Here is an 18,786-nt window from a genome sequence, read left to right on the forward strand (position 1 = left end):
GTCGCTCCCCATATGGGAGCGTGGATTGAAATCGGAAGGTACGTCACCAGACATCGAAAGGGGAGTGGTCGCTCCCCATATGGGAGCGTGGATTGAAATCTCCTATTTTATAAACTGTAGTATTAAGTATCCCGTCGCTCCCCATATGGGAGCGTGGATTGAAATAATGGAGATGGCAGCTTTACGGTGTCTGGCAACGGTCGCTCCCCATATGGGAGCGTGGATTGAAATTTTTTCTGGATTATGATTATCTATGCGTATATTTGTCGCTCCCCATATGGGAGCGTGGATTGAAATCGCTAGTGCATAATTGTGTTTTCCGTCCTGGAGTGTCGCTCCCCATATGGGAGCGTGGATTGAAATTTATACTCTTCATCCGTCTGTTTTAATCCACTATACGTCGCTCCCCATATGGGAGCGTGGATTGAAATGTACCAGTCGAAGGTTACAATCACCGGGCATAGTGTCGCTCCCCATATGGGAGCGTGGATTGAAATCTTGCCGGGAGTGCCGTCTTTCTATAATTTTTTCCCGTCGCTCCCCATATGGGAGCGTGGATTGAAATAGCCACATATGTCACACCGTCTATAATGACCTGGCGTCGCTCCCCATACGGGAGAGGGCTTGTACTTATCCATATATCCTACATACACTAATTTACAGTTGAAGATAAAACAATAAAATGATACCATAGACAAGTAATATTTTCTTCTTCAAAAAGAGAAGCTAGGATTCTGTACCTCTATAGTTGGAGAAGTGAGTCACCAAATGCATGAGCAAAGGCAGTTACCGGCGGATGGGAGTGGGTATTCCTTATTGACAAAAGGTCAATCCGCGCATCTATAAAATATTAGTCTGACGGTGCAAAATTGCCGAATTTGGATTGAAACAAGATAAATTGCAGCCACCTTTAGAAAAAGAGGACACAATGATACAAAAAAAGATAAAAGACCTGGATCTGCAGCAGATTGCTCAATCGGGTCAATGCTTTCGTATGGAGAGACAGAACAGCAGTACATATTCAATCATCGCCCACGGTGAGTACCTGGAGATCACCCAGCACGGGGAAGATTATACGCTATCCTGCTCTGAAAAGGAGTTTCAGAAGCTGTGGCGGGAATATCTGGATTTGGATACGGATTACGGAGAAATAAAAAATTCTATAGATACGGAAGATTCGTATTTGAACAGAGCAGCGAACTATGGCTGGGGAATCCGTATATTAAAGCAGGATTTATGGGAGATGATAATTACATTTCTTATTTCTCAGAATAATAATATACCGAGAATCAGAAACAGTGTCCGGCGTCTTTGCGAAGCAGCTGGGGAAAAGAGAGATACAAGGCAGGGAAGTGTATATTTTACCTTTCCCTCGCCGGAAGCAGTACTGGAGGCAGGCCCTGAAGTTTTGGGAAAACTGGGGCTTGGGTACCGGGAGAAGTATATCTGCCGGATGGCAGAAGCTGTTGCAGAAGGAAGTTTGAATCTGGAGAAGCTGAAAAAAGCAGATTATGAAAGTGCGCACAAAGAATTGATGCTGCAATATGGAATCGGCAGGAAAGTGGCAGACTGTATCTGCCTGTTTGGCCTGTACCATGTGGAAGCCTTTCCGGTGGATACACATATAAAAAGAATATTGGATCTGCACTATCCGGAGGGGTTTCCCTACTTGCGGTATCAGGGGTATGCGGGGATTTTACAGCAATATATGTTTTATTATGACCTGAACCAAGAGGGCAGAGAGAAAAAAGAGAATACCATAAGCTATAAGAGAGGTTACACAGCATGAAAAAATTAATAACACTACTTGTAATGGCTGCTATGATGTCTGCTTTGATAAGCGGATGTGGAAAAACAGAGAATGCAGAAGAAAATAAGACAGATACAGAGTCTGCCGGCACACAAGAGGAAGCAGATAAAGTGACTTCCGGTGGGGAACAGCAGACAGGAACACATCACATTAAAATTAACATAAAAGATTATGGAACCATATCTGCAGAACTGGACGGGGACAGTGCGCCCATAACCGTGACTAATTTTATGAAGCTTGCCGGGGAGGGATTCTATGATGGACTGACATTCCACCGCATTATCAGCGGTTTTATGATTCAGGGGGGAGATCCTAACGGAAATGGTACCGGAGGGGCTGATGAGACCATAAAAGGTGAATTTGCGAATAATGGCGTGGACAATCCGTTGTCTCATACCCGTGGGGCGCTTTCAATGGCCCGCGCCAGGGAGATGGACAGTGCCAGCTCTCAGTTCTTTATTGTCCATCAGGACAGTCCATCTCTGGACGGGGACTACGCTGTGTTTGGATACGTAACAGAAGGGATGGAAATTGTAGATAAGATATGTGAAGATATCCAGACAGAAGATGCGAACGGAACTGTGGCGGCAGGGGCTCAGCCGGTGATCGAGAGTATTGAGGTTATCGACTAATCTAAAAATAATTTCAATCAAGAATTTATGAGTTGCCAATCATTTCCACAGGGGAGCATCTCATTTATGCCAGGGGCATACGGGACGACATGAAGTGATAGAGTAGTTGAATAAAGAAAGATGCAGGGACGATATGGGTTCATCCGATGAGGATGAGCCAATACCGTCCCTGTTATTATAATACGCGGTTGTTCTATGGCTGCGCGTCCAGATTCTGTGCAAGCAGCTTTTGCTGCTTGCACAGATACCGGTATTCTGAGATATTGATCCCTTCTGTCTCCTTAAAAAGACGGGACAGAGTGCTGGCAGAGCTAAAACCTACGGCGTCAGCGATCTCGTCAACAGAGTAATCTGTATCAAGGAGATAATTTTTGGCATAACTGATTCGGTACTGGGTTAATGTCTTGGAAAGACTTGCTCCAAAATACTCCTTGAACAGCCGGTTGGCGTGTCTGGGAGTCATATAAAAATGATCTGCCAGATCTTTTAGTGCCAGATCCTTGTTCTGATAGTTAGCATGCAGAAATTTAGTGAATGCAATGGGCAGCGTTGTGGCTTCTGCCTGGGAGGTTGTGTGAGTAGGAGGCATAAAGTTCCTGATGATAGAGAGCAGAAATGCAGTGTAGTGTGATTTCAGCATATAAAACCACCCCCACTCCTTTGTCACAGCCTCTTCTTCCATCCAGGGAAGGTATTTGGAACAGTTATAGTTATCCTTACAGATTAAAAAGTTCTGCTTTTGAGCAAATTTAAAAAAAGTATCCATATGTATCGGTTCGAATTCCACGGTATAGTCATTTGAGTAGGGGGAGGTTCTGGGATAGATATTGAAAACTACGGTGATGTATACCTTTCTTTGTTCCGGCTTGTACAGCGTACCGTGCTTTACCCCGGGATTTAAAAATAAGAACTCTCCCGCTTTGACATTTTGCGGTGTCCCCTCCACCAGATTATCTAATTCCCCCTCCACAACATAATATACTTCAAATTCCCTTGGATGACTGTGGGGAAATTCCACCGTGTTTTCGTCATGACGGTCTACATAGCTGATACATAAATCATAGGAATTCAGAGAGACCGTGTTTGTGTTAGGATTGCAAAGCGGGTGTATAGGCTGATGGTACATGACAGATTCCCTCCTTTAGATAATGATAGTCAATAATGCTGTATAGAAAAAGAATTCTGAAAAGAAAAACCTTTAGATATTATAACACAATAAGTAAAAAAAGGAATCTGTTTCGTCGTAATTGATTTGATATTTTATCAACAATCTTATTCAAAAAGGACGGAATTGAATTTCTACGTGTCCTTTTGAAGAATGGTAAAAAAATGTTGTGCAATATATACTAAATACAACAAAGATAAGCTGCAAAACGAGTTATATTACCGAACGTACGGGAGGAGCAGGAAAAATAAGTGGTTAAAATAACGGGAAGTGTATGCGGCTTATGAAATAAGTACCGGACAAAGGCAGTACAGGGCGCCCAAGTAACCGCTATCGTCCAGAAATCCAAATCAGACGGAGGAAATTTCTATGAGTAAAAACCTTAAGGATCCCGCTAACTGGGTGAAGACCAGTTCACAGTATGGATACTACAAGTTGGAAAAAAAAGAAATACTGGGGTATTCATCGGTAGACTTTGCAATGAACCTGGTGTTTCAGTGTATTGCCTTGTACATCAGTTATTTCTATACAGACATTTTTGGACTGAAAGCATCCCATGTTGCTATGCTGTTCGCGGTTTCCCGTCTCTGGGATGCCATCAATGACCCTATGATGGGAACTATATGTGAACGGCTGAATCCAAAGAAGGGTAAGTACTGGATATACATTATGTATGGGGCGATTCCCTTTGGCGTGGTAGCAGTGCTCACGTATACTACCCCTGGATTTGCGTATAACATGAAACTTGTGTGGGCGGCTATTACATACAATCTGTTAAATATGCTGTATACATTTATTATTCAGCCATATATATCAGCGGCCTCCCTCATGACAAACGATCAGGATGAGAGAACGAAGCTTCAGTCCACACGAATGATGTTTGCACAGTCCGGCGGTGTTCTCTGTGCCATTATGCTGCCGAATTTAAGCGGTTTCTTTACGAGATATATGACACTTGCTCAGGGATATATGGTAACGACTGTTATTATGGCGGTCATCATGGTAACAATTTTACTTTGGGCTTCCCATCAGATTGTTGAGAGAGTTCCGGCCCCGCCGATTGACCCTAACAACAAGGCAAATATTAAAGATGTATTTACCCTTTTATTTACGGTAGGACCTGTCTTCCTTATGTTTGTCCTGTTTCTGGGTGTATATACCTTAAGTCAGGTACAGTCCACCATGGGTGCCTATTATATTAAATACTATGCCGGAAGAGAGGATATGCTTTCCTGGTTCTCTATGATGATGATGCTTCCCTCTGTATTTGGTGTACCCTGCGTACCATTCCTGACAAAGAAGATAAAGAAAAAAGGTACGGTTATGTTAGGACTTGCACTGGCAGCAGCAGGGTCTCTGCTTCTCTACTTAATGCCTCCTTCCGCCATTGCCGGAATGATGGCATCCCGGGGAGTAACAGCATTTGGATATGGTATCTTAATGGGAATTCTGTGGTCTATCATCACTGACCCGGTAGAATATGCGGACTTAAAAACCGGGAAGAGATATACAGCCATTGTAATGACATTAATTGGATTAGGAATAAAATTTGCTATGATTATCGGCGGTTCTCTGCCTACCGCAGTGCTGAGTGCTTCAGGTTATGTGGCAAACGAAGCTCAGACAGAGAGCACTCTTGCAGCTATCAGGAATCTGACGTCCCTGCTTCCTCTGGCAGTGGTTGTGGTCACCATGGTTATCTTCGGAGCCTTCTATCACCTCAATGAAGAAAAAGTGGTTGAGATTCAGAGGCAGATAGCAGAAAGAAATGCAGCTAGAAAATCGGCATAATAAAGTAACAATAGAACAGAAAAAACGAAATGGAGGGATTGATTTGAAATCAATATCAGTAGTTAAAGTGGGAAGCTTAAGAGACCCGGACGAGAGTAAGAGAGGAAAAGTAGCTGTTCTGGATATTCCGGAACAGGAAGTAGGGCCGGAGGATGTAAAAATCAAAGTCGCATACTGTGCAATCTGCGGTTCGGATCCTCATTTGGTGGAGAATATCTTTGGGTGGGAACCCCCCTTTGGCCTTGGGCATGAAGTCTCCGGCGTTATTGTGGAGCTGGGGGAAAAAGCAACGCAGAAAGGGTTAAAAGTGGGGGATCGGGTTGCCGGCAATTTCCTCAGGTTCTGCGGTACTTGCTATTACTGCCAGAACGGACAGCAGCAGTTCTGTGAACACGCAGATGAATATAACCGCCCGGGAATGAGTGAATATATTGTCTGGCATGAATCTCAGGTATATAAACTTCCTGACGATGTAAGCCTTGAGGAAGGATGCCTGCTGGAGCCGATTTCCATTGCCGTCCGTCTGATGGATAAGGTAAGTCCCAGATATGGGGAGAGAATCGCTATATCCGGGGGAGGCCCTATCGGACTACTGGCACTGCAGTCATTAAAAATGTATGGGGCCACCAGTTTGACCTTGATAGAGCCTATCCCTGAGCGAAGAGAGCTGGCTTTGAAATACGGAGCGGAATATGTGGTTGACCCCGTGAATTCCAGCACAGTGGAGGAGGCAATGAAAATAACAGACGGAAGAGGTTTTGATACCGTGATTGACTGTTCCGGTTCTGTAAAAGCGGTATATGATTTGCCGAAAATTACGGCAAAAGGCGGAAAGCTGATCTACGGTGCTATGTATCCAAATGATTTTGAGATGCCATTCAATCTGTATAAATACTGTTATTTTAATGAACTGACAGTAACCGGATTTTATGTGGCCCCCTATACCTTCCCCAGGGCGGTGCAGGTCTTATCCAAATATGATCTTTCCGATTTTACCAGCAAGATCTTCTCCATCGATGAGGCAGAGGAAGCATTCAAGGCCCAGGTATCCGGGAAGTATCCGAAAATATTAATCAAATGCAGCGAGGACATATAAAGAAAGTCTGGAAAGGAGCTATCAAATGAGTACAGTAGAAATGAAACGTGTAATTGAATTAGAGGATAAGTGTTTAAAAATCAGAAAGGATCTTTTGAACTTTATCTACCGCATTGGAATGGGGCATCTGGGAGGAGAATTATCCATTGTTGAGATGGCAGTCGCCCTGTACTATGAATATATGAATTATGATCCGGCAGATCCGAAGATGGAGGACAGAGATCGCTTTGTGTTAAGCAAGGGGCACTGCAGCGAGACGTTATATACGATTTTCCAGGATATGGGCATGTATACCATGGACTACATGGTAGAGCACTTCGAAACCCTTGACACAGCAAAATTTGGTATGCATTCGAACAGAAAATATGTGCCTGCCATAGAAGTATCCGCGGGCTCACTGGGGCATGGACTTCCTGTCGCTGTGGGTATGGCTCTGGGTGCAAGAGCAAAAAAAGCACCCTGGAGAACCATTGTTATGGTAGGAGACGGTGAAATGGACGAGGGTACCAACTGGGAGGCAATTATGGCAGCGGGCCATTACCAGCTGGGGAATCTGGTTGCTATTGTGGATAAGAATCAAGTACAGATGACAGGCCCTACAGCCAATGTTATGAACCTGGATCCATTGGATAAAAAGTTAGAGGCCTTTGGCTGGGAGGTCATCAATGTGGAGGACGGCAATGATATGCTTCAGGTATGTGAAGCGCTGGAGAAGCTTCCAAAGGCGGATCCGGTTACTCCAAGGAAACCTATTTTCATTATATCCAATACCATAAAAGGCAAAGGCGTTGACTTTATGGAAGGCAATTATAAATGGCACGGAGGCGGTATCGCGAAAGAACAGTTAGAAGAAGCACTTGCTGACGTAGAAAAGAATAGGAAGGTGAGATAGTATGGCAGTACAAACAACTTTTGATTTTGACCAGATGTTATCCAATGCAAGAGAGGCATATGGAGAAGAATTAATGAAACTTGCAGATGAAGGAAGAGAATTCCTGTTTACGTACAGTGATAATGTTGCCCCATCCTCCAGTGCAGGAAAAATGGTTGCAAAGTATCCGGACAGATGCTTTAACTTTGGCATCGCAGAACCAAACCAGGTGGGCGCCTCCGCAGGTATGGCGCTGGCAGGGCACATTGTATTTGCTCAAGTGTTTGGTCCCTTCCTTCCACTGCGTGCAGCAGACCAAATCCATACCGATATTGCGTACAACGATGTGAATGTACGTCTGATTGGGACCCATTCCGGTGTTACCGCAGGGGGAGGCCCCACCCATAACGACATTGCGGATCTGGCTTTATACCGTGCCATACCTAACCTTACGGTGGTAGTTCCCGCAGACGCTGACCAGTGCCGGAAGGTTATCAGGAAATCCATGGACCATGAAGGCCCTATGATTATCCGGATAGACAGAGCCGGTTCACCTAATATTTATGCGGAAGACTACGAATATGAGATTGGCAAAGCCATAGATGTGCTGGAAGGCAGGGACGCTGCAATTATTTCTACCGGATCAAGTATCTATGAGTCCATGATGGCAGCTAAGCTTTTAGGCGAAGAAGGACTCAGTGTAGGTGTTTTGGATATGCACACAATTAAGCCGCTGGATACAGAAGCGATCTTAAGAGTTGCCAATACCACCGGAAACGTTGTGACAGTGGAGGATCACTCCATCAACGGCGGTCTGGGCGGAGCAGTAGCCGAGATTTTATGCGAAGCCGGATACAGGGGTAAATTCAAACGAATCGGAATGCCGGATCAATTCTCTGTACTGGGAGATCCGGACGAGATTTATAAATACTATGGCATGGACCGGGCAAGTATTGCTAAGACAATCAGAACCATGCTGGGATAGGAGGCAAGACGAATGACGGATTTTGGAAATTTCTCCCTGGATTTTTTTAGTCTGAAGGGGAAGGTAGCAATTATCACAGGAGCCAATCAGGGACTTGGCATGGCATATGCAGCAGCCTTTGCAAAGGCCGGGGCAGATCTGTTTATTCCGCACTTTACACCAGATACTGCAGAGGTAAAGCAGTTGGTAGAGGCAGAAGGCAGGCGGGTAGAATTCCTTCAGGGTGACCTTACCAAGAAGGATTACATTCAGCAGGTGGTAGATACCTGTGTGGAGAAATATGGAAGAATAGATATTCTGGTGAACAATGCAGGCGCCAGCGCTTTTGCCCCATTTGATGAGTACCCTGACAAATACTGGGATATGTGCATCAATCTGGATTTGAACGCGGTATATTTCCTGTCTCATGCGGTTTCTAAGATTATGAAGCAGCAGGGCGGAGGCAAAATTATAAACATAGGTTCCGCACTGTCGTATACCGCTGATAAGCACTGTCCTCCATACACAGCGGCAAAACACGGTGTTATTGGATTGACCAGGGTGTTTGCCAATGAGCTGGGAGAATTTAATATACAGACAAATGCGATTTCTCCCGGATTTCTGGCCACTGAAGTAAATGCAGAGCTTCGCAAGGACCCTGCTTTCTACAATAAGATTACAAACCGGATTCCGGCAGGACGCTGGGGCGAGATGGAAGACCTCATGGGGACCATAATTTATCTGGCCAGCAGGGCGTCTGACTACGTAAACGGCTGGAGCATCAGTGTAGACGGCGGTTTTACGACAACCTTATAATCCTTTCCTCCTATAGTGTATACTCAGGGGCCCCCCAATATATACCCCTGGGTACAGAGTAAGAAAAACGGCATGCAGTATGCCGTTTTTCTGTGTATAAAGAGATGGGAAATGTGGTTATACAGCGCAGAAGGCTTCGAATTCCTTTGACGGCAGGGGCCTGGAGAAGATATATCCCTGTACCATATCACAGCCTATATCTCTAAGATAATCCAGCTGTTCCTGCACTTCGATACCTTCGGCTACTGTGCGTACATTCAGTTTCTTTGCAAGCTCAATTAAGCAAGCAATGACGTCTCTTGATTTTTCTTTCGAAATGTCCAGGAAAAACTGACGGTCCAGTTTTATGGTGTCTACATCAAACTCTTTTAATAAGCCCAGAGAGGAGAAGCCGGAACCAAAATCATCCAGAGAACATAGAAAACCCAGACAATGCATTTTATGAATACTTTTTTTCACAATCTCAATCTGCTGAGGATCAAGTAAAATAGATTCTGTCAACTCAAATTCTATGGTATTTTGGGGAATATGGTATCTCCCGGCAATTTCAGAGAATGATTTCAGAAACTCTGGATTTTTAAAATGCTGCCGGGACAGATTGACAGATACGGGGAGCCAGGGCTGCCCCTTTTGATTCCATTGCTGCAGAAGTCTGCATACTTCCTCAAACATATAAAGGTCCAAACGGCAGATTTTCCCATTTCGTTCAAAAATAGGAATAAAATCAGATGGAAAGATAATTCCTTTTTGAGGATGTATCCAACGGACAAGAGCTTCCGCACCAGCGATACCGCCATCAAGCAGCCTGACTTTAGGCTGCAGATATACCTGAAAATCGTGATTCTTCAGTGACTGCTCGAACAAGTCGTTGAGCTCCTGCTCTGTCTGCAGCTGCCTTGTAAAATCAGCATCATAAAAGGCACATGACGGATGAGCGCCGGAGGCCTGATTCTGATAAGCGGTTCTTGTACGATCCTGGATAATTGTGAGTTCAAGGGTGGGATCATCTATCAGATAGGCACCTTGCAGAATGGTAAGATAGTAAGGAGTCTCTCTGGTTTTGTTAAAAGAATTAATATCATGAATCATGGCATCAAGTCTGAACTGAATGGCCTGCTTCTCCCGCTCTTTGATACACAAAAAGAAATTGTCGGCCTCACTGCGGGCGGCAAATTCCCCGGGTTCCGTATGGCGAAGCAGTATCTTATAGATGTAGCGCAGGGTATCATTGCCTGCTGCAGTTCCGTAATTTTCGTTTATAAGCTTAAATCCCTTTACGTTAAGCATGATAAGCGTATAAGTAAGAGGAGGAGCTGCTTTAACTAGTTCCTCATACTGAAGCTGAAATGCAGAATAATTCATACCGCCCGTAACCGGATCAGAAAAAGCAAGCTGCTCCAGATGCTTCCGGTGGTAACTGTAAAATCGGAGTATAGAAGCCAGGAATAGAATAAAAACAACGGCAATGCCTCCGATAATAAGGAATGTCTTCACAGTATAAACGTTAGCCCCATAGGAGATCAAGTCCGCAGGGATTAAAGTCAGAAGCACCCATTGATTAACATTGAGAGGGTGATAGGACATAATCAGTTCATCACCGTTTACTGCTGTAAAAGGGAAGACCCCATCCCTATTCGACTTCATATTGTCCATCATTTTAACTATTTCATTTTCTGTATTCCTGTCTTTTCCGCTTTTAAATATATCATCTAATTGTAGAAAAGGTTTTAACTCTGTGGGAGAGACTACCACTTTCCCGCTATTATCAATGATACAGGTCAGGCTTTCCCCTGAAAATGCCTTGGGCTGAATCAGGGACTGAATATTTTCCTTCCTGTGGATTCCTGTCAGGACACCAATAATCTCGCTGCCGGAATAAACCGGAGTGGAGTAGAGAAGACTCTGTCCTTCTATGTAGGCTACCTCAGTATTTCCCTGCAGGGATTCTTGGACACTGGGCAGTTGCCAAAGATCCTGAGCATCAGATACAGAAGGAATTGTGTTTCCCCGGGAATCTATAAAAATTAGAATATCAAAGTCCAAAATCTCTGCTTTTCTGTTAAGAAATTCCTTCAGTGCTTCAGTACCTGTACTGTAATCAATTCTGGATATGGAGTCTGCAAGCAGGATCATGTTCTGCTGATTACTCTCCAGGCGTGCAGTAATATCCTCTGCCAGCTGACAGGTAACATCTTTTGCATAATTCTCTGTACTGTAGTTGAGCACGGACCGCAGATTTGAAGTATTCCAAAGTGTTAAAACAATAATGATAATTAAAATAACAGAGAGAATACATAGCTGCGTTCCTGGGGTGAAAGCTGGCCTGCGGCGGTGGGATACACTATTTTGTGTTTTGTACATTTTTATATATCTCCTGTTAACTAAAACTATTTGAACCGATTTAGAGAAATTGTATCTGTTTTCTATATATTTTATTACTTTGTTTAGCGGAATGCAATATATTATCTGCATATATATACATATGGTACGAAAAAAACTTTCTGTGACGGATATAATCTACAGCAACTTTCATTCCCTTTGATTGCGTTAATAAACATCTCATGGTAAACTACTATTATCTAGAGAGAAAAGGAGATACACTACTTTATGAAAAGAGAAGATATTCACAAAGTACTGATAATCGGTTCCGGACCAATTATCATCGGACAGGCCTGTGAGTTTGACTACTCAGGAACTCAGGCTTGTAAGGCATTAAAAAATCTGGGTTATGAAATTGTACTGGTCAATTCCAATCCCGCGACCATTATGACAGACCCGGAGACTGCTGATGTAACTTATATCGAACCTCTGAATGTAAAAAGGCTGACTCAAATTATCGAGAAGGAGCGCCCCGACGCACTTCTTCCCAATCTGGGAGGACAATCTGGGCTGAACCTTTGTTCCGAGCTGGCAGCTGCAGGTGTATTGGAGAAATATAATGTAAAGGTAATCGGCGTACAGGTAGACGCCATTGAACGAGGGGAAGACAGAATAGAATTCAAGAAAACCATGGCTGGTCTGGGCATCGAGATGGCCAGAAGCGAGGTGGCTTATTCTGTGGAGGAAGCGCTGTCTATTGCAGAGAAATTGGGATATCCGGTTGTCCTGCGTCCCGCCTACACCATGGGAGGTGCAGGGGGAGGCCTTGTATATAATGTGGAAGAGCTGAAAACTGTGTGTGCCAGAGGCCTTCAGGCCAGCATGGTAGGACAGGTGCTGGTGGAAGAATCTATACTGGGCTGGGAAGAGCTTGAACTGGAAGTGGTAAGAGATGCTAAGAATAATATGATAACCGTATGTTTCATTGAAAACATTGATCCTCTGGGGGTTCACACAGGAGATTCCTTCTGCTCAGCTCCTATGCTTACTATATCTCAGGAGGTTCAGGACCGCCTTCAGGAACAGGCATACAAGATTGTGGAGGCAATTGAAGTCATCGGCGGTACAAACGTACAGTTTGCCCATGATCCGGTTACAGATCGTATTATTGTAATAGAAATCAATCCGAGAACCTCCCGCTCCTCCGCATTGGCTTCCAAGGCCACCGGATTCCCCATTGCTCTTGTCTCAGCCATGCTCGCCAGCGGACTGACTCTGGATGAAATACCCTGCGGCAAATATGGTACTTTGGACAGATATGTACCCGGCGGAGACTATATTGTGATTAAATTCGCCCGCTGGGCCTTTGAAAAGTTTAAAGGCGCTGAGGATAAACTCGGCACACAAATGCGTGCGGTTGGGGAAGTTATGAGTATTGGCAAAACCTATAAAGAGGCCTTTCAGAAAGCCATCCGCAGTCTGGAAATAGGAAGAGCCGGACTGGGGGGAGCCAGGGACTTTGCTGTAAAAAGCAAAAAAGAACTTCTGAAAATGTTGGCAATCCCCAGCAGTGAGCGCCACTTCATTATGTATGAAGCACTACGAAAAGGTGCGTCTGTAGAGGAGATTTTTGAACTTACCAAGGTTAAGCGGTACTTTATTGAGCAGATGAAGGAATTGGTAGAGGAGGAAGAAGCGTTAAAGGCAGAGAAAGGAAAGGTTCCTGCTGCTGATGTGCTTCGTCAGGCAAAGCTGGACGGATTTTCTGACAAATATCTGGGCCAGATTCTGGAAGTCCCGGAGGAACAGATTCGTACAGCCCGCACGGAGGCAGGCATTGTGGAAGCGTGGGAAGGAGTGCATGTCAGCGGAACCAAAGATGCCGCATATTACTATTCCAGCTACCATATAAAAGATGAGAGTCCTGTGAATACAGACAAGCCCAAAATAATGATTCTGGGCGGGGGTCCCAATCGAATTGGTCAGGGAATTGAATTTGACTACTGCTGTGTGCATGCGGCTATAGCGTTAAAAGAACTGGGTTTCGAGACAATTATTGTTAACTGTAATCCGGAGACAGTTTCCACGGATTACGATACCTCTGACAAGTTATATTTTGAGCCTCTGACCCTGGAAGATGTGCTCAGTATACACGAGAAGGAAAAACCGGTGGGAGTCATTGCCCAGTTTGGCGGGCAGACACCTCTGAATCTTGCGGAAGATCTAAAAAAGGCCGGGGTAAATATTCTGGGCACTACTCCTGAGACCATTAATATGGCAGAGGACAGAGACCTGTTCCGGGCTATGATGGATAAGCTGAATATTCCTATGCCTGAAGCTGGGATGGCGGTTGACGTGGAAGAGGCGCTTGCCATTGCTGAGAAGATCGGATATCCGGTTATGGTACGTCCGTCCTTTGTACTGGGCGGGCGCGGGATGGAAGTGGTGCACGACGCAGAGGCATTGACTTATTATATGAAGGCCGCGGTAGGAGTAACACCGGACCGTCCTATTTTGATTGACCGTTTCCTCCACCATGCCACAGAGTGTGAGGCGGATGCTATAAGCGACGGCACAGATGTCTTTGTCCCCGCTGTTATGGAACATATTGAGCTTGCCGGGATTCACTCCGGGGACTCTGCCTGCATACTTCCTTCTAAAAATCTGACCGCAGAACAGGTGGAAACGATCAAGGAATATACCAGAAAAATTGCGGTAGAGATGAATGTTGTGGGACTTATGAATATGCAGTATGCTATTGAGGACGGTGTGGTCTATGTGCTGGAGGCCAATCCAAGAGCATCCAGAACCGTACCCCTGGTATCAAAGGTCTGCAACATTAAGATGGTGAAGCTGGCCACGGATATTATGACTTCACACCTTACCGGCAGAAAGTCTCCGGTTCCGGAATTGAAAGAAAAGACCTTCTCCCATTATGGGGTGAAAGAGGCCGTATTCCCATTTAATATGTTCCAGGAAGTAGACCCTCTGCTAGGGCCGGAGATGCGTTCCACCGGGGAGGTCCTGGGAATGGCTGAGAATTTCGGGGAGGCGTTCTTCAAAGCGCAGGAAGCTACTAAGACAGAACTGCCTCTGGAGGGAACTGTCCTTATCAGTGTCAGCGACAGGGATAAGCCTGAGGTGGCAGAGGTGGCCCGGGGACTGCATGAACTGGGATTCAGGCTTATGGCCACAGGCAGAACGCAGGAACTGATCGCAGATGCGGGAATTCCGGTTAAGAAGATTGCTAAAATAAATGAGGGAAGGCCTAATATACTGGATGAGATGACAAACCAGAAGATTTCTATGGTAGTGAATACTCCGGTGGGCAAGAAGGGTGCCGTGGATGACAGTTACATCCGAAAGGCCGCTATCAAGTATAAGATTCCATACGTGACAACCATGGCTGAAGCCAAGGCGACGGTAGAAGGAATCAGGGCGGCGAAAGCCGGTAAATTCTCTGTTCAGTCACTTCAGGAATTCCACAAAAATATAAGATAAACTGATTTCCGGTAGAGAAAGAGGGCTTGCGCCTTTTCTTTACCGGATTTTTATATTTCAGGGATTGTAATAAATGGGAATACTCGTTATAATAGAACTACTACTCATAAAGTGGCTTCATCTGATGGAATAGGGTGCAGGACAGAAACTTTCAGTTTCCCATGTGCCTATTTTTTTGACCGCTTTTGAGAGTTTCTGTGAGAAAAGAAGGGAGGAAGAAAAATGAGACTCATAGCAAAGTATCTGAAAAACTATAAAAAAGTCTTTCTGCTGAATCTTCTCTCGGTCTTTGGCTTCGCCTTAGTGGAACTGGGGATTCCCACTATCGTGGCCCAGATGATCGACAAAGGAGTGACCACAAACGATCCGTCTTATATTTTAAAGATGGGGGGAGTGATTGTAATCATATCTATTGTGGGAGTGGGAGGAACGATCCTGATGGGATACTGCTGTGCATTTATCTCCACGGGGATCACCTGCGATATCAGGAATGATATGTTTCGTAAAATTCAGGGATTTTCCAACCGTGAGTATCAAAAATTCGGGGCGGCATCACTGATTACAAGGACGAACAATGACGCGTTTCAGATTCAAATGTTTATGAATATTCTATTTAGAACAGCACTTATGACACCTGTGATGATATTCGTTAGCTTTACTTTGGTACTTCGGACTTCTCTGCCCCTGTCCCTGATCATTATCTCTACGGTTCCGGTGATTATCATTGGGGTGCTGGTGGTGGCAAAAATCTCCGAGCCGCTCAGTGAGAATCAGCAGCTGTCCATGGAGGCAATTAACCGAATATCCAAGGAAAACCTGAGCGGAATCCGGGTGATCCGGGCCTTTAACAATGATCCATATGAGCAGAAGCGGTTTAATGAGGCGAATAATCAGTATATGAAGTATTCGAAAAAGCTCTTCAAGCTCATGTCCCTGACACAGCCTATTTTCTTTTTTCTGATGAATATAGCTGGAATGGGTATCTTCTGGGTAGCTGCCAATATGATACACGCGGGTCATCTGGAAATCGGGCAGCTGGTAGCCTTTATGGATTATCTGTTCCATGCTATGTTTTCCGTTATGCTGTTCTGCCTGGTATTCATGATGTACCCCAGGGCAAGAGTCAGCGCAAAACGGATTGAGAAAGTAATGAATCAGGAGGTTGCCATTAAGAATCAGGAAGACGGCATCCCTCTCAAGGGGGAAGTGGAAGAGGTGGTGTGGGATCACGTTACCTTTGTCTATCCAGACGGAGAAGAAGCAGTTCTGAAAGATATATCCTTTTCTGCCAAAAAGGGGGAGACCATTGCCTTTATCGGCAGCACGGGTTCCGGTAAGAGCACGCTTATCAATTTGATTCCAAGAGCGTATGATGTGAGCGGAGGGAGTATTCGAATCAACGGCAGGGATATCCGAGATTTTAATCTGGCTTCCCTGAGGGATGCCATTGGCTTTATTCCTCAGAAAACCATGTTATTCAGGGGAACCATAGCCGACAATATCCGATTCGGCAAAGAAGATGCCACAGATCGGGAAGTAGAGCAGGCGGCAAGGACTGCCCAGGCCTATGACTTTATTATGGAAAAGGGCGGCTTTGACGAGAATATCACTGAGAGTGCCACGAATATCTCCGGCGGACAGAAACAGAGGCTTTCCATTGCCAGGGCACTGGTAAAGCGTCCGAAGATTTATATATTTGACGATTCCTTCTCTGCTTTGGACTTTAAGACAGATGCGACCCTGAGAAGAGAACTGAAGAAGGAGACAAGGAATGCGATTGTCATGGTAGTTGCTCAGAGGATTGCCAGCATTATGGACGCAGACCAGATTGTCGTGCTCAACGAAGGAAAGATTGTGGGGATGGGAACCCACAGAGAATTGCTGAAATCCTGCTCCATCTATCATGAAATCGCAGTCTCCCAGCTGAGTGAGGAGGAATTGGCGAATGCATAAAAAGCTACAGAAATTAAAAGATAATATCGCACAGCTGAGTCCTTTTATCGCCCCTTACAAGTGGGGGTTCTGGGGAGCTGTACTTATGGGAATCATCTCCATTGCAGCTATGACTACAGCTCCAAGAATAGAAGGTATGATTACAACACAGCTGGCAAAGGATGCCTCGGATCTCATGCAGAAACTGCCGGGAGCCGGCGTCCATTTTAAAACCGTATTGCATATCCTGGCCGTGCTGGCTGTGATTTATCTTGTAAAAACGCTGGCTCAGGCAGCCAGCGCCATTATGCTGACGAATTCCATACAAAATGCTATGCACGATATGAGAAATGCGGTGCAGGATAAGGTGAGAAGACTTCCGGTCCGGTATTTTGATTCCAACAGCTTTGGGGACGTACTGAGCCGGATTACCAATGATATTGACACCATATCTAATGCACTGCAGCAGAGTTTCATGCAGATCATCAACGGGATCCTCACTTTAATTCTGGCAATTGTTATGATGTTTACGATACAGCCTGTGATGGCGTGTATGGCTTTGGTTATTATCCCTCTTAGTCTTCTGATTACCAGGTTTATCATAAAAAAAAGTCAGAAGCAGTTTAATGCCCAGCAGAATTCTATGGGAGAGCTGAACGGTGCTATTACTGAAATGTACACCGGCTTTCGGGAGATTCTGTTGTTTAACCGTCAGGCAGACTCTGTAAGGGAATTCGAGGAGATCAACGACAGACTGCGGAAGCATGCTTTTTCCGCCCAGTTCCTTTCCTCCATGCTTTCCCCTCTAATCTCACTGGTTACTTATCTGACCATAGGCGCTATAGCTGTAACCGGTGCACTGTTTGCGTTAAGCGGCGTGATTACCATAGGGAATCTCCAGGCCTTTATCCGTTATGTATGGCAGATCAACGATCCTCTGTCTCAGGTTTCCCAGCTGTCTGCCCAGATTCAGGCAGCCTTTGCGGCCATGGACAGGGTATTCGGGATTCTCAGGGAAGAGGAAGAGGTGAAGGAGGCCGATCCGCCTGTGATTTTGGAAAAGGCGGAGGGAAATGTTACCTTCGACCATGTCTCCTTTGGATACAGAGAACGCCCGGTGATCCAGGACTTTACCATTGAGGTAAAGAAAGGGCAGATGGTTGCCATTGTGGGGCCTACCGGAGCGGGAAAGACCACATTGATTAATCTTTTGATGCGCTTTTACGATGTGAACAAAGGCAGCATACGAATTGACGGTGTTGATATCAGAGATATGAAGCGGAGGGATCTGAGGAATATCTTCGGAATGGTTCTGCAGGATACCTGGCTGTTTTCCGGAAGTATATTTGATAATATCCGTTACGGGCGTCTGGATGCCAGAAAAGATGAGGTGATCGACGCGGCAAAGGCGGCTAATATCCATCACTTTATACGGACTCTTCCGGGAGGATATGATATGGTAATTGACGAGGAAGGAAGTAACATCTCTCAGGGAGAAAAACAGCTGCTAACCATTGCCAGGGCTATCTTAAAGGACCCGGATATCCTGATCCTGGATGAGGCTACTTCTTCAGTTGACACCAGAATCGAGCGGATACTGCAGGATGCCATGCAGAGGCTTATGGAAGGAAGAACCAGCTTTGTGATTGCCCACCGGCTGTCTACCATTAAAAATGCGGATATGATTCTTGTGATCCGGGACGGAAATATTGTTGAACAGGGAACACATGCGTCTCTTTTGGCGGCACATGGGTTCTACGAACAGCTTTACAATTCCCAGTTTGCGGGAAAACAGATATAGAAGATAAGAAAAAGAAAAAGAACTTCTGTGACGCTCACAGGAAGTTCTTTTTCTTATGGTATAAGGAAAATTTAATCTGGTTAAGCTG

The 18,786-nt window shown here is 45.1% G+C and carries 12 protein-coding genes and 1 CRISPR repeat array (1 of these 13 cut by a window edge); of the genes, 10 read left to right on the plus strand and 2 right to left on the minus strand.

All coding sequences use genetic code 11. The annotated features are described in order from the left end of the window. A CRISPR array of direct repeats spans nucleotides 1-632; the repeat unit is 32 nt; unit sequence GTCGCTCCCCATATGGGAGCGTGGATTGAAAT; it begins 131 nt to the left of the window's first position. A 296-nt stretch (nucleotides 633-928) separates the two neighbouring features. Together ACGHCT_RS09780 and ACGHCT_RS09785 are read left to right on the plus strand one after the other, a co-directional pair. Continuing rightward, nucleotides 929-1,789: a DNA-3-methyladenine glycosylase family protein gene (locus ACGHCT_RS09780; RefSeq protein ID WP_390439786.1), complete on the plus strand. Its 861-nt coding sequence runs from the start codon at nucleotides 929-931 to the stop codon at nucleotides 1,787-1,789. After that, the gene (locus ACGHCT_RS09785) at nucleotides 1,786-2,442 is read left to right on the plus strand and encodes a peptidylprolyl isomerase (RefSeq protein WP_390439789.1); all 657 of its coding nucleotides are present in this window, start codon (nucleotides 1,786-1,788) and stop codon (nucleotides 2,440-2,442) included. The genes ACGHCT_RS09780 and ACGHCT_RS09785 overlap by 4 nt, the downstream gene beginning before the upstream one ends. 193 nt (nucleotides 2,443-2,635) lie before the next feature. Here ACGHCT_RS09785 and ACGHCT_RS09790 read toward each other — a convergent pair whose 3' ends face one another. Next, nucleotides 2,636-3,568, minus strand: coding sequence for a helix-turn-helix domain-containing protein (locus tag ACGHCT_RS09790; RefSeq protein WP_154257893.1), 933 nt, complete (start codon nucleotides 3,566-3,568; stop codon nucleotides 2,636-2,638). Nucleotides 3,569-3,976: 408 nt separating this feature from the next. On the opposite strand from ACGHCT_RS09790, the gene ACGHCT_RS09795 reads away from it, so the two are divergent. The 5 genes from ACGHCT_RS09795 to ACGHCT_RS09815 are packed head-to-tail and all read left to right on the plus strand — an operon-like array spanning nucleotide 3,977 to nucleotide 9,145. Beyond that, entirely contained in the window at nucleotides 3,977-5,398 is a 1,422-nt protein-coding gene (locus ACGHCT_RS09795) for an MFS transporter (RefSeq protein ID WP_154257894.1), read from the plus strand. Between the two features lie 43 nt (nucleotides 5,399-5,441). Continuing rightward, nucleotides 5,442-6,494 (plus strand): alcohol dehydrogenase catalytic domain-containing protein, encoded by a 1,053-nt coding sequence (locus ACGHCT_RS09800; RefSeq protein WP_154257895.1) that lies wholly within the window; start codon nucleotides 5,442-5,444, stop codon nucleotides 6,492-6,494. Between the two features lie 25 nt (nucleotides 6,495-6,519). Next, nucleotides 6,520-7,386 carry a transketolase gene (locus ACGHCT_RS09805; RefSeq protein WP_154257896.1) on the plus strand — a complete coding sequence of 289 codons (867 nt, stop codon included), beginning with the start codon at nucleotides 6,520-6,522 and terminating at the stop codon, nucleotides 7,384-7,386. Between the two features lies 1 nt (nucleotide 7,387). Beyond that, the gene (locus ACGHCT_RS09810; protein ID WP_154257897.1) at nucleotides 7,388-8,350 is read left to right on the plus strand and encodes a transketolase family protein; all 963 of its coding nucleotides are present in this window, start codon (nucleotides 7,388-7,390) and stop codon (nucleotides 8,348-8,350) included. A gap of 12 nt (nucleotides 8,351-8,362) precedes the next feature. Further along, a complete protein-coding gene (locus ACGHCT_RS09815) occupies nucleotides 8,363-9,145 on the plus strand; it encodes an SDR family oxidoreductase (RefSeq protein WP_154257898.1) in 783 nt (260 codons plus the stop codon). Nucleotides 9,146-9,262: 117 nt separating this feature from the next. Here the strand turns inward: ACGHCT_RS09815 and ACGHCT_RS09820 are convergent, their stop codons facing one another. Continuing rightward, nucleotides 9,263-11,506, minus strand: a complete 2,244-nt coding sequence (locus tag ACGHCT_RS09820; RefSeq protein ID WP_390439793.1) for an EAL domain-containing protein — start codon at nucleotides 11,504-11,506, stop codon at nucleotides 9,263-9,265. A 246-nt stretch (nucleotides 11,507-11,752) separates the two neighbouring features. On the opposite strand from ACGHCT_RS09820, the gene carB reads away from it, so the two are divergent. From carB to ACGHCT_RS09835, 3 genes are all read left to right on the plus strand, one after another. Then, nucleotides 11,753-14,965, plus strand: a complete 3,213-nt coding sequence (gene carB, locus ACGHCT_RS09825; protein WP_154257900.1) for a carbamoyl-phosphate synthase large subunit — start codon at nucleotides 11,753-11,755, stop codon at nucleotides 14,963-14,965. A 222-nt stretch (nucleotides 14,966-15,187) separates the two neighbouring features. After that, nucleotides 15,188-16,918 (plus strand): ABC transporter ATP-binding protein, encoded by a 1,731-nt coding sequence (locus ACGHCT_RS09830; protein WP_154257901.1) that lies wholly within the window; start codon nucleotides 15,188-15,190, stop codon nucleotides 16,916-16,918. Next, a complete protein-coding gene (locus ACGHCT_RS09835) occupies nucleotides 16,911-18,698 on the plus strand; it encodes an ABC transporter ATP-binding protein (RefSeq protein ID WP_226903937.1) in 1,788 nt (595 codons plus the stop codon). The genes ACGHCT_RS09830 and ACGHCT_RS09835 overlap by 8 nt, the downstream gene beginning before the upstream one ends. Nucleotides 18,699-18,786 lie beyond the last annotated feature (88 nt).

The sequence above is a fragment of the Lactonifactor longoviformis genome (genome assembly GCF_042848515.1).
Taxonomy (GTDB): domain Bacteria; phylum Bacillota; class Clostridia; order Lachnospirales; family Lachnospiraceae; genus Lactonifactor; species Lactonifactor longoviformis.